Here is a 16,351-nt window from a genome sequence, read left to right as displayed (position 1 = left end):
CTATGAAAATATTTTAGTCCAAGCAGACAAGTAGTTCAGCAAAAAATGTCAATGCCAAACCTTGTCCCCAACCTTGTAACCAGTCTTTAGAAATGTCACGGTAGCCGGCTAAATCTCTCATTACTGCAGTTCCGCCAGAAACATTTAATACCCGTCCGTCATCTGTGACGTTTTCTAGCATCCCATGGACGGCTTTTTCAATATATTTTTTGTGCAGGGGATTTCTTTTAACAACCATGGCTGCTGCAATTCCAGCTGTAGCCGAAATTTCTTCATAAGACTCTTCATCATCCAAAATAGTCCGCCATAAACCATCGTCAGTTTGTAGTAACTTTAAAGCAGCTAATTGCTCATCCAATGACCCTTGGACATCCATAAATTTAGGATAAAGGTAGGCTTGTGGTAAACGAGCACCTACTTGAGACATCGTATAAGCTGCCCATGCATTGGCACGCCCCCAAAAGAAGCCTGATAAATTACTTTTTATAGTATGATCATAACCATGATAAAATAAACCATTCTCTCTATTTTGTAAATATTTAATATGCCAATAATATTGATTTAAAGCATCATTGATTAGTGCTTCGTCTTTATTGATGACTCCTACGCGTAACATAAAAAAGGCTGCCATAAAAAGTGTATCTGCCCAAGCTTGTTCAGGAAAATCGTTTTTTGAAGAAACGGTATGTTGCAATACACCATCACCAAAACGCAAGGCTTTATTTTGTAGATAATCAATTTTACTCATTACTAAATCCCAATACTTCTGGTCAGCGGTTGCTTCATATAAGGTGATTAAGCAATGACCCATTGCACATCGATTAACCGTCCATTCTGAATGCAAGCCCAAATCGATGAGTTCATCTACCCTTGTTTTAACTAATTCTAATAGGTTTTCATCACCCGTAACTTCGTAAGCACGACAAATCCCATAATAAGCTACACCTGTCGGCCAATCCCAGGTCAAATCCATCAAAATTGTGCGTTCAGCTATTTTATTAATTTTTGTGATCAGAACTTCAGCATTTGCTTCTATTGTAATCATCGTTTCCTCCATATATTCTATCCATCCAATATAAAAAACCACTACGTCATCAATGAATCTGACATAGTGGTCAAATTTTTCTAAAAAGTCAGCGATTATTCGATATTAAGTAATTTAGTTGAATTACCATCATTATAAGCTTGACGACGTTCTTCAACGATTTCTGCATATCCAGCATCTGCATAGCGTTGTGCATATTCGTCATATAAAGTATCAAATTCACTTGGATCTGCCATTACAATCGTATCACGAAGTTCCTTATAAGTTTCTGATAATGTACCTGTATACTCTGATTCAGCCTCAATTGGCACAGTAAAGATTGGGAAGTTTACTGCATAACCTTCCTGTCCTAACTCAATCTTACGTTCTGTTTGTTCTAAAACTTCAGCCGTAAAATCTTGTGGCAATCCTTTTGGAGTAATTGCATTAATTTGTTGCTCTAAGTCACCAACTACACGAGAAGCCGTTACTACACTCCAATAGTCACTATTGTTATTATAGCCTGTAGTCTTATCCCCTTCATAGCCAACAATAGTTTCAGGCAATCCAGTTTCCTCATTGATTGTATAATGCTCATCTTCAAATCCCCACTGCATAGTGAACAGATTCTCTTCATCTGCCATCCAATCTAAGTACATCCAAGCAGCTCTAATTTCATCCTCAGATGCCATTGATGAGAACCCAACAATATTACCAAATGGATTATCCGCCATAAAGACAGCAGTTGTGCCAGCTTCTTCATCATTTTCTGCAGGTGGCACAACACCTAACTCTGCATCTGGATTTGCTTCATAGAATGAATTTAGCCAATCCATATTGGTTGACATATATGAACCAAAAACAAAAGTTTCCCCATTTGCAAATTTTGCTTGTGCAGTAGCAGTATCAGTTAAGTAGTATTCTGGATCAGTAATACCTAAATTATAGTTTGTATTTTCACGTCTTAGTAATTCTTTATTTGCTTCCATACCTAAAGATGGAATAACAGCAGAAATATGACTTGCCCAATCTTCTTCATTAATTGGGAAATCCATGAAGCCCCAAGGTAAATCAGCCCCTTGACTTGGAATCATTGTTCCTCCCCCAGGGTGATCACTTAAACCAGCTTCTTGAATTTTAACCATAGCATCTTGCCAATCTGCATAAGTTGCTGGATATTCATCATAGCCTACTTCTTTTAACCAATCTTTACGGTAAAATTGTTGGAATCCAAATCCATTTGCCCAGTTTGGTCTGTTACCTAAAACAAAATACGTTTCACCATTCATCACAGAATAATCTGTAAGTCCTGCTTCGTCCATTTGTGCAAAATAATTAGGAGCAACCGCTTTAAACTCTTCCATATCAAAAGTTGCTAAGTAACCTTCATTTGCCCATTGAGAAGTTTTTGGATAATCATATTCCATTAAAATAGTTGGTAACTCTTGTGCTGAAGCTAACAAAGCATAGTCAGTCATAACGTCTGAACGTGTAATTGGAATATATTCGACAATAATATTATTAGGATCCCCAAAGTTTTCTTGAACATATTGAGTCCAATAATTATCACTTACATCTGGTACACCTTCAACACCACGGTCATAAACTGGAACTTGTAGTGTCACTTGTTCATCAAAAGGTTGTGCTTCAGATCCTTCTACTGTATTTACTGTAGCAAGACCTGAAAAAATGCTAAGCACTAACATACTACTGCTAGCAACTAATAGACTTTTTAAAGACTTTTTCATATTTTTTCCTCCATTTTTAAATATTTCCGACCTACACTAGTTAAACAATCTTGATGCTTTTAATCACCCTCCTTTAATAACAGTTAGTCTTATACACTAATGAATTCCATTTATTCTATCCTTTAACGGCACCTATCATAACGCCTTTGACAAAATATTTTTGAATAAATGGATAAACGATAATAATTGGAATTGTCACAAACATTACAGCCGCAGCTTGTAAAACTTCTGGTGTACTTACAACTGCTGCCGCTTCTGATAAAGACACCGTTTGCGCTTCAGTTGCCGATGCAACCATTTGATATAATTTATACTGAATCATTTTTAAATTCTCTTCACGGATAAAGTACATATTATCAGCGTAAGAGTTCCATCTACCCACTGCATAAAACAGAGATAAGGTAGCTAGAATTGGTTTTGAAAGAGGCAAGGCAATTTGAAGCAATATTTGAAAGTTTGATGCACCATCTAGTACGGCAGATTCTTCCAAACTGTCTGGTAAATTCGCTTGAAAATAAGTTTTCATAATTAACATGTTATAGGCGGAATAAATGATTGGTAAAATCAAAACCCATACAGTGTTCAAAATACCAAGTTGTTGATATAACATATATTGTGGAATAAGACCCGCTGAAAAGTACATCGGGAACATAAAGATAAATGTTAAGAATTTTCTACCTTTTAGTCTCTTTTTAGACAATGGATATGCTGTACAAATCGTAATTAGCATACCAAGTCCTGTGGATACTAAAGTCACAATGGCACTATATATCATTGAATAAACCATAGATCCATCTTTAAAAATTGAAATATAAGCATCAAAGTTAATATCTTTTGGCCATAGAAACACATTTCTAGCTAAAACTTCCGTATTGGATGAAATAGATTTAGCTGCCGTGTGGATAAATGGTAAAATACAGGTCAAGCAAAGTATAAAAATAATGATTGCTATGACAATATCAATCCACTCAATTCTTGACATTGCATTAGAACTTCCATTACTTTTCTTTGATCTTCTAAGTGCATTCGAAGCCATTATAGTAATCCATCCTCTCCAAGTTTCTTAGCAAAGCGGTCAGATAGTAAGACTAAAGCTAAACCTACTAAGGATTGAAATAAGCCCACTGCGGTAGCTTCACTAAATTTAGCGTTGCCGAGTCCTTTTTCAAATATATAAACCGCTAATTGATATTGGTATTCTCTAACTTGTGAATTACCAAAAGCAGTTAATCTTTCTAAGTTACTTCCCATCACACGGCCTAGGTTCATAATTAATAAAGTTACAATCGTCCCACGAATTCCTGGTAATGTTACATGACGGATACGTTGCCAACGAGTAGCTCCATCAATCATAGCTGCTTCATATAATTCCGGACTAATACTTGTCATTGCAGCAAGATAAATAATCGTCCCCCAACCCATCGACTGCCAAACACCTATTAATATATAAGTAACTGCCCAATGACCCGCTTCATTTAAGAATGGAATTCCCTTCTCAATAATCCCAGTATTCATCAAAATAATATTAATCAATCCTGTACTTGGCTTAAATAATATATAAGCAATACTACCTACAACTGCCCACGATAGAAAATGAGGTAAATATAAGACCGTTTGACTGACTCTTTTAAATCGTTTTAATCTTAATTCATTTAACATTAAAGCCAATGCAATTGGCACAAAAGCACCTAGTGCTAGATCAAGCACATTAAAGACGATTGAGTTACGCAAAGCTCGGATAAAGTCAGCATCATTAAAAATTTTCCTGAAATTATCAAACCCTACCCACTCACTATTCGCAAATCCTCTAATCGGGTTAAAATCCATAAAAGCCATTCTTAGTCCCGGATAACTTGCATAACTAAAAATAAAGACAATAATAAAAGGAATAATTAATAAGGCATATAATTGCCAATCCCTCTTCAAGGCTACACTCCATGAAACATTAGAGCCTAATCCTACTTTTGCATTTTTTCTAAACTTATTTTCCTTCAACTTCTATCACCCTTTACAATAAAATTTTCGCTGGATTACTTTCACGTCAATATTTGCTTAGACTTCAACATTTTATTGAATATTTGTTTAAAGATAAATGCATTAACTACAGTTACTAAGACAATCCCAATAAAAAAATATCCATAAATAAATAACGAATAATGTGTACCCAACCATTTATATACTGCATACAATGGACCTAGATTGACTAATAAAAGTAGAATCGTGTGTGGCAAATAACCGATAGACAACAACAAGACATTTTTTAAGTGGACATACAAGGTATTTTCAAATTTACTAATTAGTGGAAAGATATATAAACAAACGATGTACATCACAAGCAAAAAGAGAATAGTCAAAATCGTAATAATCGGATTCATGCTTATTCCTTGGCCTAAAAGTTTTAAATTCCCAAATAATATTAAAAAGATGGCTAAAATAGTACACCAAGCAATTGTGGCTTGCTTGAAATTCTCTTTAAAGCTTTTAAAATAAGTCTTGAATAAAGAGCTTTCATTTTTATTTATAAATTGAAAAGATACTGAGTATAAAGCGGATACATTTGCACCGATAGTAACAATTGGAATCGATAAAACTAGGAAAATTGCATTTAGCATTATAAAGTCAAACACAACTGTCATGATGCGATTAAACTTATTATCATATTTGAACAAGGCATTCACTCCTTCTATGGAATACGGTTTCAAAAGTCGTATGATAATTTCTTTCTATACTAAAATAGTAACATATGGCCTTTAACATAAAAATGGAATAACCACATATTTTATGTACAAAATAAAGATTAAATGTTAAAGTAGTCTTAAAGGAAAGGATAGGCTAACATGTTAAATTTATTAAATTTCAAATTACAACATTTCTTTTATCGTGACTGCTCAGGCGGATGGCATCTAGATGAACATGTTTTTCCTCTACATAGCTTTTCGTTACTCATCCAAGGGTCTATTGAATATAAAATCAATCATGTCACTTACTTTGCTGAAAGAGGAGATTTAGTTTATTCTGCTGCTGGAAGCACACGTCAAGCCACCCCTTCCAAGGACTGCATTTTTATTGCAATTGACTTAGAAACTTTCGAGGGAACCCTCAATTTAGATCCAATTACAGCTGTTTCATTATCTGACCGCGTCATTGAGCTATTAAATGATCTTGAGTTTTCTTGGCTACAATCTACAAACCACGACACTTTAAGAGCCAATCTACTCTTTCTTGAATTACTCTATGAACTGGTATACAACAAGACCGCTTTATCAGCCAACCGTCATGTCCGTGATATTAAACTCTATATCTCCAAAAACTATTCCGACCCTTTAACTGTTGAAAAGATTGCTTCAGTTGTCCAATTGAATCCAGTTTATTGTGGCGCTTTATTTAAACGAGAAGAAGGACGGACTATTTTAGAATACTTAAATCATATTCGTATCAGTCGAGCAGTCAGTTTACTTAAAGAAGGAAATTTCAACGTCACTCAAATTTCAGAAATGTGTGGCTACAAAGATGTCTTTTATTTTAGTAAAACTTTCAAGCAAATAATGGGTGTCTCTCCTAAGAAATACTGGTCTAACAATCAATATAGCTGACTTATTTTATCAATCGTTATTCTATATATTAATATTATAAAATATGTTCATATTAAAGTTTTGGCAAGCGCTTTAATTATTATAATTGAACTAATATTATATGTTCTTATATAAAAGTCAGCTCTGGATTTAGCTTATGTTGATGGATAAACTCTATCTTCCACTTTGGAGATAATCTGAATTATTACTATCAAATGCATATCTCCAAGACAATGGCACTTGCCTAGGGAAGATATGCATATATTTGTGTGCTGCTATAAATTCAGTTAGCGAAGATTTTTGCAGTGTGGCATCAGAAAAATACGATTGAAGATTCCGTTAATACAAGATTTTTCATGTATAGTCAGAAATATTCGGCTATATCTTCCGTTTTTAACTTACATCCCTAAACTAAAACTTCTTTTGAATAATGGGATCAAATTAATATCTCGTAATTCACAGCCTTCTTCGAGATCAAACTCCAAATATCTTTCGGTTTCAGTTGGAAAAACAATTAGTTTCAATTCTTTTGGATAGGCTAAAGTTTTCAAGGAGACAGCCCACTCTTTTCCAGTTGTAAACCAATCCGCAACTAATGTGCCATTCTCATCAAATAACTCTGCTCGATCCCCAATAAAATCAATATCTAATAACAAATCCATACTATCAGTTGATAAATCATAGTTAATATCAATACTATAGCTTGCTTCTTCTTCTTTCTTCGAAAGTGGCTTGTATGTCACTTTAGAATTATCTGCAACAAAATCAATTGTTTCAGTGCCTTCTGCTAATAACTTACGAACTTTGACTTTTTGCTCTCTACTAGAAACAAGCAGTTGATTATTTTCTTCCCATAAATCTGCTTTCGAAAGATAGAGTTCTTTATTCAATAAATAAGCATTATTAGCTTCGTCATCACTTAACACATGAACTTGTGGTGTTTGATTACTAAAAATAAACTTTGCATCTTCTGGACGTGGGTGAACAAAAATCCAATGATCATCGATCACAGTTAATAAAGTTGCATTACTGCTTTTTAAATGATACTCACCTATTTTTAGATTGAACGGTAATATAGCTATCTCGCCATCTTGTAATTCTAATGATGGAAAATTAATTGTTCCATTTTCTAACTCCACTTCAAATTGAAGCTTTTTATCGGTCATTTTCCGTAATCTCTGATAATTGTTCACAAAGATGAAGCCACTTTGGCTGTCATAATCGAACCGTATGCTGTAGCGAACATCCTCTGTATTTTCTGGTTCCACCACTGGTTGCTTAGCAAATTGAACCTGACTTTTTGTTAGAATTTCTTGGAAGCTTTTCACAAATAAATGAAGTTTGCGTAATGTACCAAAACTTTCATGTACAATACCGTATTCACCTAAAGGAGCTTGAAAATCATACGACATTTTTGGCACGTCGGTATGAGAACCCGATGCTCGAGTTTCTTCTAAAGTTGTCAATTTTCCTTGAGGGTTTGTCCCTCCATGATACATATAGTAGCCTAAGAGGTTGGCTCCTGATCCCAATTTAACCAACGCTTGTACCTCAGTGTCCTTTGCTGAAACTAGTGGACGTCTTAATTGAGTCACTTGCAATCCTCCACCAAGTTCAGCCGTTAGGTAAGGATATTTTTCAATATCAAAACTGTAGCTTTCAAACTTTGCCCCTTCTTTTTTAAAATCACTGGCAATTAAAGGATCATCAAATACTGGCGAAAAGATAAAATTACTATTAGCTGGCAAAACCTCCAAGCTATAACTCCATGGCGCATCTACATAACCTCCAAAAACAGGTAATGTGTCACCATCAACACTAATTCCTCCACCCCAAGCAGTTGCTGTATAAAATGGCGTATCATAACCTATCTCAACAAGCAATTCTTTCAACTTCTTCATATGAGCAATGCCTTTTTCACCACTAAAGCCACCTGCATGCCCATATTCATTTTCAATTTGAAGGCCAATTATTGGACCCCCATCTTTATAGAATAAGCCTTCAACCTCTTGATAAACTTTTTCAAAATAATTTTTAACGTGGGTTAAATATTCCTTATTATTTGAGCGTAATTCAAAACCACCATGTTGCACCCAGTCAGGTATACCACCATTACGTACTTCACCATGTGCCCATGGACCAATCCGTAAAAAGAAGTATAACCCTGCCTCTTGACACAACTGGATAAATTTCCTTAGATTTCTTTGTCCAGAAAAATCCCATTCATCTTTTATTTCTTCATGGTGAATCCAAATGACATAAGAGGCAACAATATCTACCCCTCCTGCTTTCATTTTCGCAATTTCTCTCGGCCACTCGTCTTCATTACAGCGACTAAAGTGGAATTCACCCATAATTGGAAACCAAGGGCGCTTATTCTTTTCAAAATACTGATTATTGATACTTACTTCTTCCTGACCATTTGTGCCTGAAAAAGGAAGGTTTTCTACTTCTTTATTGTCTTTATTAATTTTAATTAAAATGCGATTCAAAGTGTCACTCCTAAAATAATTTTACAACCATAAATTTATTTGTTATTGGTGTATTAATGAGAAAAAGTATTCATAAAACTCCTTTTAATACCATTAAGGAAATTATCATTCTATCTGACTTATAGACCTTTTTCTATATTGATGAGGTGTTAAACCATGATGCTTTTTAAATAAGCGATAAAAATAACTGATATTTTCATAGCCTATTTGATTAGCAATAGATTCCACTGAATAATCTTCGTACTTCAATAGTTTTTTTGCTTCATTCATCCGTTTTTCTTGAACAAGTTCCTTAAAGGTATTGCCTAAATTACGTTTAATAAATTTACTTAAATTATATGATTCCAAATTAACTTGCTGAGATAGTTCACTTAAAGAAGCATTGCGATAGGAACTATTGACATAATTAATAATTTCGTTCGTTAAATGATAATCGTAGTTAGCTTCCAAAGATTCTAAATAATGGGTATTTTTCATTAATTCAACAAATAATAACCCCATAGTGAACTTCATTTTTATCTCAGTAAATAAATCTTTATCCATCATTTCCGTAATCATTTGTCCCATTAAATTTTGAATAGATGGAACTTCAGATACTTTAAAATATAAATAACTACCTGCTCTATTTTGATCAAATAGACTTTGAAAAAGAAACTTATTGATTAACTCACCTTTGGTTTCTTTTTCTAATTCTTGGAAAATATAATCAAAAAATGGTGGATTAATAATAAAGTTTATAACAATATCATCCTCACCACATTCTTCTAAAGAGTGTTCAATATGCTGGTTTAAAAAAAGCATCTGGCCCTTTTTTAATTCAATTTCCTGATTTCCGATTTTTTGTTTCATTTTGCCATTATAGACATAGTTTAATTCGATATAATCATGTTTATGAAAAGGAAATTCAACAAAACGTGGATGTTTTCTCGTAATAATCAAACTATCATCTTCAAGGAATTTTGAGCTTTCTATCACAAATTCACTTTGCGTCGTATAGTTAGATTGATTGATATCTTTATGCCCATTTTTTAGTATATTTTTTTCTTCTTCATTTAATTGTTTTAAATCGTTAAACAGTGTATCCATCGATTTTATCACCCCTTTTCTTAAAAGCTTTTTAGATTAATATTTATACAATTAAATCTCAAACAAATGAATCTGATCGAGTAAGCCTGAATCCAATTTAGCTCCATCATAGCGGTTCGCTAAAGTATTGGTTACCTTAAGTTGTATCTCAGAATCTATTAAGTCATCTCCCTTTACAACAAATTGATAAGGAGCCCAAAAGAGCGTATCTCTTTCCTCGCCATTTATATAAAGCGTCACAAATTCCCTTACTTCGTCTAAATCCAATAGGTAGTCTTTGTCTTGCTTAAGTTTGTCTTTATTTAAAAAATCTATAGTATAAGTAACTGAACCAGAATAAGTTTCCATACCTTCAATGATTGTCCAAGAACCAAAATCTGAAACTAATTGATCTGAAGATTTAACATACGGCTGAACTATCGTTGTAGTCGCTTCAGCTATTTCAAAATATGGATTCCCTTTTCCTTCCGTCTCACTTATAAAAACGAATTCATTCCCTTTTAATCTAAGAGCAGAAGTACTATCCTTCGTTTGATATGCCTCAATTGTTCCCTTCAACGGATCCCATACTTCAAAACTATTAGTTGGATTAATAAATACTAGCTCTAAATCAATCACTTCAAATCCTTCATTAGAAAGCGCATAAAATTTCTTTTGGTCTTTAGTTATTGTAGACATGCGAATATTCTCGACAGCTTGTCCCACTATTTTTAAGCCAGAAACATGATTGTTCTTTAGTGAATCTAATATTGCCTCTTCAAAAAAGTCATCAAAAATAATTATTTTCCCGCCAGCTTCTTCAAAGGATTGTAATAGTTCTTGTACTTTTTGTGTTTGCCCGTAACTTTTTGGTATGAGCAAAGTATTATAGGACTGTTGCTCAATTAACAAGTGACAACCATCGACTTTAACTTTTCCATTAAATAAATAATCATCTAACAAATAATTAAATTCGATTTGCTGCTCATATAGCTGGTCAATCCCCTCGTGTGGTAAGAAATCAGACTCTGCCAAAACAGCAATATTAGTTTGATTCACACTTGAACTCAACATATAACTGCAACGTTTAATAAATGTCGTAAATAAATCATAATGCTCCCACCATAAATTATGCATGCCTACATCTGGTGCCCGCTCATCTCTTCTTTTCCCCTTTATCGAATAAAAGAAAGCATGTGGAATAATCAGATTAACACCACGAATAAAGAGCCAATTCAAATACCATTTCATATCTTTAGGTGAAAACGACCATTGAATGCCAGCCTTACCACAACAACCAAATACTTCATTCGCATTTCTGCCAATCCCCATATGTCTAGCAGCATCTGAAGAACACTTTGCTAATGTTGAATGCGGGCCATTTATATTTAAGTCATTCTCTGGCGCAACCCAACGCCAAACAGTATCTTGTCCTGGAATATGAAAATGTTCTTGCAAGCCAATGTCATCACTATTTTCTGGATGTCCAGTTAGAAATATTCCATGTCTGTCACACCAAGAGGATATTGGTTTATAATAATGCTCACTTAGTAGATTTTTCGCTATTTTTCTATATTTTTGACGTCGCAGACTAGTATGACTTTCTAAAGTAGTCAAAGCAATTTCTTCTAAAGAAAATCCTCCCTCTTTTAAAAGTTCAAATAAACTTTCGTTAAATGGCAACATCTTTTTTGGAGCATTTCTGCCTAATATATCCGGTTCATCTGTAAAGAAGCCGATAATCGTTGACCCAAAATAATCAGATAATTCCTCATAATAACGTTGATGCGTCAGTTCAATAAAGCTATTTACTGCATCCCTATTTAATAAGTCAACAGAGAGCGGAGCATTTTCTTCTCCATCATCTTCCCCATAATGAATCCCCCGAATAGTTCCTTTGGAATCTTCATGTACCAAATAATAGACATTTTCTAAAGGCTCTTGAGAATCCGCTTGCACTATTTTCTTCTCACTACTATTAAAAGTAAATTTAAATAATATTTGTTGAAAACCGTTCTTTAGCTCAATAAAATCATCTGCCTTGACACTATAGATTCCTTTAGAAGCAAACTCTGGATTTTTCCTCACAACTTGACCATTGGCTGAACCAGAAGGATACATTCCTTCATCATATAAGATAACAGTCATATCCAATCGTTTAGCTTCTGCAACTGCGATTTTTACAAAATAGAAAAATTTGTCACTTAAATAGGCTATATCTTCTGGTAATCCTATCCTAGAATGTAACACAAACCCATGAATCCCCTTATGATTCATTTCATTTATTTGTCTTATGATTTCACCTTCATCCAGTGCATCATTCCAAAACCAAAAAGGATAAGCCGTATACTGCCTTTCCGGATTCAAAAACTGTACCTTCATTATCCAACCACCATTTCCATTACGATTTAAAATTGCATTTTGTAATATAGTTAAAATCACGCATATCTACAAGAAAATGACCATTCATAGGTGCCATTGCGGTATCACTTAGTGCTTCAGCACTTAGTGATACCTATGCGTAGCGAAGCGGAGACGTTCTATTGGCACATATGAATGGGCCACGCCTTGTAGATATGCGAGTACTTATACTTAATTTATTTTCTCCAATGACTTTAAGACCTTAAGAATATATCTATCCCTAAGATCTTAATTCGACTACTTTATTTATGAAAATTGACTAAATCATTAATTTTTATTGGCTGACCTGATGCAATTGACTGGTTGGCAGCAATACCTGTTAGAATTGACAGTGCACCATCTTCATGACCAGCTGCTCGATTCAGTGGATCTTCTTTTGCTTCACCAAAAATATCATCTAATAATTTTGGATCTCCTCCACCATGTCCACCTGCTTCGGTATTAATTTCCACTTCATAAGGTTCAGCAAAAAGTGGGTAAACCATTAATGATAATTGTTCCAAAGCACCTTCATTTTCTTTCTTACCACCTGAATTGATGTAAGAATTTTCCATTACTTTTAGTTCAATTCGACCTTTATCGCCATTAATCGCTACATTGAAACCTTCCCAAGGCATATAAGCATTTAAAGAATAAGTAAGAATGGTTCCACTATTGTATTTGACCGTTACCCCTAAAGTATCTTCGATTGAAATTTCATCAGAAAACACATTACGGTCACGGATATAACCACTATCATTTTCAGCATTTAGATAGAGTTCTCTTAGTTCTTCTGTAGCAGTTAAATCAATTGCAAATGGATCGTCTTCAAGATGACCACTTTCATAATATCTTGGATAGTATGATTTTATACCTCTTCTTTCAGCATTAGCTCTACCATAAAAATTTAAATCCCCATAAGCAAATACTTCTTTAGGAGAGGAATTTAACCAGAAATTAACTAAATCAAAATGGTGGGTTGATTTATGAACTAATAAACCACCACTATTCTTTTTATTACGATGCCATCTTCTAAAATAATCTGCCCCATGTTGAGTATTTAATAACCACTCAAAATGAATAGAATGCACTTTACCGATAACATCCTCTTGAATTAATTCTTTAATCTTTGAGTTATGTGGTGCATAACGATAATTAAATGTCACAGTTAATTTTCGACCTGTCTTAGCTTGACAATCTAAAATTGCTTGTGTCTTTTCTGCATCAATCGTCATAGGTTTTTCTGTAATTACATCATAACCTTTTTCCATTGACGCAATAATATAATAATCGTGTGTCCGATCGACACTGGTAACAATCACTGCATCCGGTTTAAGTTCATCCAGCATTTTTTCAAATTCATGATTTAAATAAGTAGGAACTGGATTTTCATAGCCATACGTTTTTGTTACTTTTTTATTGACAAAATCCATACGAGTTTGTGAGATGTCACAAACTCCTACTAATTCACTTGTATCTTTATAGGTAGAAGCAATTGATTCATAAAAGAATCTTGCTCTACCTCCAACTCCTACTTGAACATATCTTTTCTTCATTTAAATTACACCTTTATAATCAAAATTTTAATTTAAGCGTTCAAATCATAATCAATATAAGCAACTGTTGTTGCTAAAAATTCTTCTAAACCATGACGACCATCTGCTCCACCGATTCCTGATTTTTTCCAACCAGCATGGTAACCTTGGATAGCTTCAAAACTCTCTCTATTTACATAAACTTCACCAGCATCCATATTGTTAATGAATTTCATCATTACATTTGTATTATTGGTGAAAATAGCTGAAGTTAAGCCAAAGTCTGAATCATTAGCTAATTCAAGTGCTTCATCTAATGTTTTGAAAGTTCCAACTGGAAGTACTGGTCCAAAAATTTCATTTTTCATAATGTCCATATCATTTTTTGCATCTACAATAACAGTAGGCTCGAAGAAGTAACCATCACTTGAACCTTTGTTTCCACCAGTTAATATAGTTGCGCCTTCTTTTTTAGCAGTTTCTACTTTTTCAATGACTGAATCTAAACTAGATTTTGTAATAAGTGGTCCCATCCCAACTGAATCATCCGCTAATGGATCACCATAAGTCACAGCCTTCATCGCTGTAGCAATTTTTTCATAGAAAGCATCTTTTATGTCTTCATGAACATAAACTCTTTCCGTACAGTTACATACTTGGCCAGAGTTTATTACACGCGAATCTACAATTGCTTTGACTGCTAAATCTAAGTCTGCATCTTTCCAAACAATCGATGGTGCTTTTCCACCTAATTCTAAGTTTACTTTAGTAATATTTTTAGCTGCTGCTTCCATTACTGATTGACCTGCTGGTACTGAACCTGTAATCGAAATCATATCAACTTTTGGACTAAGTGCCATTTGATTTCCAATTGTACGGTCACCACATAAAATGTTGACAACACCTTTTGGTAATTTAATTTCATCCAATAATTGAGCAAAAATTAAAGCATTGTTTGGCGAACTACTTGAAGGTTTTAATACGACTGTATTTCCCGTTAAAATAGCTGGAGCAACTTTACGTGCGATTAAGAAGAATGGATAGTTCCAAGGTAAAATACCTGCAATCACCCCTAATGGTTTTTTGAAAATTAAAATATTTTCATTAGGACGATCACTTGGAATAATTTCTCCTTCATATTTACGTGCCCAACCAGCATAATATTTGAAATATTCTGCTGTGGCTTCAACTTCACCAATTGCTTGGGCAGTTACTTTACCAACTTCTTGGGAAATAATTTTTGCAAATTCTTCTTTATGTTCAATAATTAAATCCGATATTTTAAATAAATATTCAGCTCTTTCAGATGATGGCACATGTTTCCATTCTTTTTGTGCACGTGTTGCAGCCGTCAAAGCTCTTTCTAAATCTTCTTCTGTTGCTTTTGGAACAGCATTAATAACTTGTCCAGTTGAAGGATTAATATTATCAAACGTATCATTATTGCTTGCGTCTACGAACTCACCATCAATATACATTTTAAACTGGTCTAATACTAAATTCATTTTCTAGCTCCTTTTTTGATTGTCTTTTCAAATAAAAGTTGACTAATAGTAATAAATTAAATTGACTATGGCAAAAGTATTTGTTGAGTAAAACGCAAGTTAGGGTTTAACCTTTAACAGATCCAATCATCATACCTTTAGCAAAGTGTTTTTGTAAGAATGGATACACCATCATAATAGGTGCTGTAGCAATAACAATAACCGCTAATTTCATACCTTCTGCAGGCGGCACATAGTTAGGGTCAACTTCACCTAAAGCATTAGGGTCAGCAGAAATAGTCACTTGTCTTAAGAGCAATTGTAATGTCCATTTAGAACTGTCATTTAAGTAAAGTAATGGACTCATAAAGTCATTCCAAATACCTACAGCATAAAACAGAGCGAATGTCGCAATAATTGGTTTTGATAAAGGAAGTACGATTTTCCAGAAAATTTGAAATTCTGAAGCTCCATCAATTTTTGCTGACTCCTCTAATTCTTGGGAGAAATTTCGGAAAAAGTTTCTGATAATGATTAAGTTAAATGGATTGATAGCACCAGGTAAAATCAATGCCCAATAAGTATCAATCAAACCTAAAGCTTGAATAACCAAGAATGTAGGAATCATTCCACCACTAAATAACATAGCAAAAAGAACCATATTCATTAAAAATTTATTCCCTTTTAAGTTTCGCTTAGACAATGGATAAGCCATTGTAAAAGTGAAGAATAACTGGGTTAATGTCCCAACTAATGTAACTCCAATTGTATTGATAATACTTCTCACAAAAGCATCTGAAGTAAAAATGTGTCTGTATGCATTGAGTGTGTAAGTTTCAGGCCAAATAAAGAAAGCCCTTCTAGCTAATTCTGATTCTGTTGCAAAAGAACCTGCGACCACATACATGAAAGGCAGTAAAGTAACTGCTGCAAATAGAAATAAAAATATGATGTTAAAAAAGTCAAATACTTTACCAGGTTTTGTATTATGCAGTTTATGTATTGTTGCACTTGAACTCATAGTTAAAATC

The 16,351-nt window shown here is 33.9% G+C and carries 12 protein-coding genes; 1 reads left to right on the top strand and 11 read right to left on the bottom strand.

The window, feature by feature from the left end:
- Positions 1-13: 13 nt before the first annotated feature.
- The 5 genes from ACTQ54_RS00535 to ACTQ54_RS00515 all read right to left on the bottom strand — a co-directional run bounded on the left by ACTQ54_RS00535 (position 14) and on the right by ACTQ54_RS00515 (position 5,441).
- On the bottom strand, positions 14-1,045 hold the full coding sequence (locus ACTQ54_RS00535; RefSeq protein ID WP_441753885.1) for a glycoside hydrolase family 88/105 protein: 1,032 nt from the start codon (positions 1,043-1,045) through the stop codon (positions 14-16).
- Between the two features lie 95 nt (positions 1,046-1,140).
- Entirely contained in the window at positions 1,141-2,772 is a 1,632-nt protein-coding gene (locus ACTQ54_RS00530; RefSeq protein ID WP_441753884.1) for a hypothetical protein, read from the bottom strand.
- Positions 2,773-2,887: 115 nt separating this feature from the next.
- Positions 2,888-3,808, bottom strand: coding sequence for a carbohydrate ABC transporter permease (locus tag ACTQ54_RS00525; protein ID WP_441753883.1), 921 nt, complete (start codon positions 3,806-3,808; stop codon positions 2,888-2,890).
- Positions 3,808-4,767, bottom strand: a complete 960-nt coding sequence (locus ACTQ54_RS00520) for an ABC transporter permease (protein ID WP_441753882.1) — start codon at positions 4,765-4,767, stop codon at positions 3,808-3,810. The genes ACTQ54_RS00525 and ACTQ54_RS00520 overlap by 1 nt, the downstream gene beginning before the upstream one ends.
- 41 nt (positions 4,768-4,808) lie before the next feature.
- On the bottom strand, positions 4,809-5,441 hold the full coding sequence (locus ACTQ54_RS00515) for a YesL family protein (RefSeq protein WP_441753881.1): 633 nt from the start codon (positions 5,439-5,441) through the stop codon (positions 4,809-4,811).
- Positions 5,442-5,609: 168 nt separating this feature from the next.
- Between ACTQ54_RS00515 and ACTQ54_RS00510 the strand changes: the two genes are divergently transcribed.
- The gene (locus ACTQ54_RS00510; protein ID WP_441753880.1) at positions 5,610-6,365 is read left to right on the top strand and encodes a helix-turn-helix transcriptional regulator; all 756 of its coding nucleotides are present in this window, start codon (positions 5,610-5,612) and stop codon (positions 6,363-6,365) included.
- 377 nt (positions 6,366-6,742) lie between these two features.
- On the opposite strand, the gene ACTQ54_RS00505 is transcribed toward ACTQ54_RS00510, so the two are convergent.
- The 6 genes from ACTQ54_RS00505 to ACTQ54_RS00480 form a co-directional block, all read right to left on the bottom strand.
- Complete coding sequence (locus tag ACTQ54_RS00505; protein ID WP_441753879.1) at positions 6,743-8,836, bottom strand: beta-galactosidase; 2,094 nt, start codon at positions 8,834-8,836, stop codon at positions 6,743-6,745.
- Positions 8,837-8,941: 105 nt separating this feature from the next.
- The gene (locus tag ACTQ54_RS00500; RefSeq protein WP_441753878.1) at positions 8,942-9,922 is read right to left on the bottom strand and encodes an AraC family transcriptional regulator; all 981 of its coding nucleotides are present in this window, start codon (positions 9,920-9,922) and stop codon (positions 8,942-8,944) included.
- Positions 9,923-9,973: 51 nt separating this feature from the next.
- Positions 9,974-12,283 (bottom strand): hypothetical protein, encoded by a 2,310-nt coding sequence (locus ACTQ54_RS00495; protein ID WP_441753877.1) that lies wholly within the window; start codon positions 12,281-12,283, stop codon positions 9,974-9,976.
- 281 nt (positions 12,284-12,564) lie between these two features.
- Positions 12,565-13,857, bottom strand: coding sequence for a Gfo/Idh/MocA family protein (locus ACTQ54_RS00490; protein WP_441753876.1), 1,293 nt, complete (start codon positions 13,855-13,857; stop codon positions 12,565-12,567).
- A 32-nt stretch (positions 13,858-13,889) separates the two neighbouring features.
- Positions 13,890-15,341 carry an aldehyde dehydrogenase gene (gene aldA / locus ACTQ54_RS00485; protein ID WP_441753875.1) on the bottom strand — a complete coding sequence of 484 codons (1,452 nt, stop codon included), beginning with the start codon at positions 15,339-15,341 and terminating at the stop codon, positions 13,890-13,892.
- A gap of 106 nt (positions 15,342-15,447) precedes the next feature.
- Positions 15,448-16,341, bottom strand: coding sequence for a carbohydrate ABC transporter permease (locus tag ACTQ54_RS00480; protein ID WP_441753874.1), 894 nt, complete (start codon positions 16,339-16,341; stop codon positions 15,448-15,450).
- Between the last annotated feature and the right edge of the window lie 10 nt (positions 16,342-16,351).

Origin of the sequence: Fundicoccus sp. Sow4_H7 (genome assembly GCF_052115865.1) — a bacterium.
Lineage (GTDB): Bacteria > Bacillota > Bacilli > Lactobacillales > Aerococcaceae > Fundicoccus_A.
Note: the sequence above shows the minus strand (reverse complement) of the source record. Positions and strands in the feature narration are given on the sequence as shown.

Bases quoted from the DNA above. Each gene is read 5' to 3' on its own strand.
- ACTQ54_RS00535 (WP_441753885.1), bottom strand. From the start codon at position 1,045: ATGATTACAATAGAAGCAAATGCTGAAGTTCTGATCACAAAAATTAAT.
- ACTQ54_RS00480 (WP_441753874.1), bottom strand. From the start codon at position 16,341: ATGAGTTCAAGTGCAACAATACATAAACTGCATAATACAAAACCTGGT.
- ACTQ54_RS00530 (WP_441753884.1), bottom strand. From the start codon at position 2,772: ATGAAAAAGTCTTTAAAAAGTCTATTAGTTGCTAGCAGTAGTATGTTA.
- ACTQ54_RS00495 (WP_441753877.1), bottom strand. From the start codon at position 12,283: ATGAAGGTACAGTTTTTGAATCCGGAAAGGCAGTATACGGCTTATCCT.
- ACTQ54_RS00500 (WP_441753878.1), bottom strand. From the start codon at position 9,922: ATGGATACACTGTTTAACGATTTAAAACAATTAAATGAAGAAGAAAAA.
- ACTQ54_RS00490 (WP_441753876.1), bottom strand. From the start codon at position 13,857: ATGAAGAAAAGATATGTTCAAGTAGGAGTTGGAGGTAGAGCAAGATTC.
- aldA (WP_441753875.1), bottom strand. From the start codon at position 15,341: ATGAATTTAGTATTAGACCAGTTTAAAATGTATATTGATGGTGAGTTC.
- ACTQ54_RS00525 (WP_441753883.1), bottom strand. From the start codon at position 3,808: ATGGCTTCGAATGCACTTAGAAGATCAAAGAAAAGTAATGGAAGTTCT.
- ACTQ54_RS00510 (WP_441753880.1), top strand. From the start codon at position 5,610: ATGTTAAATTTATTAAATTTCAAATTACAACATTTCTTTTATCGTGAC.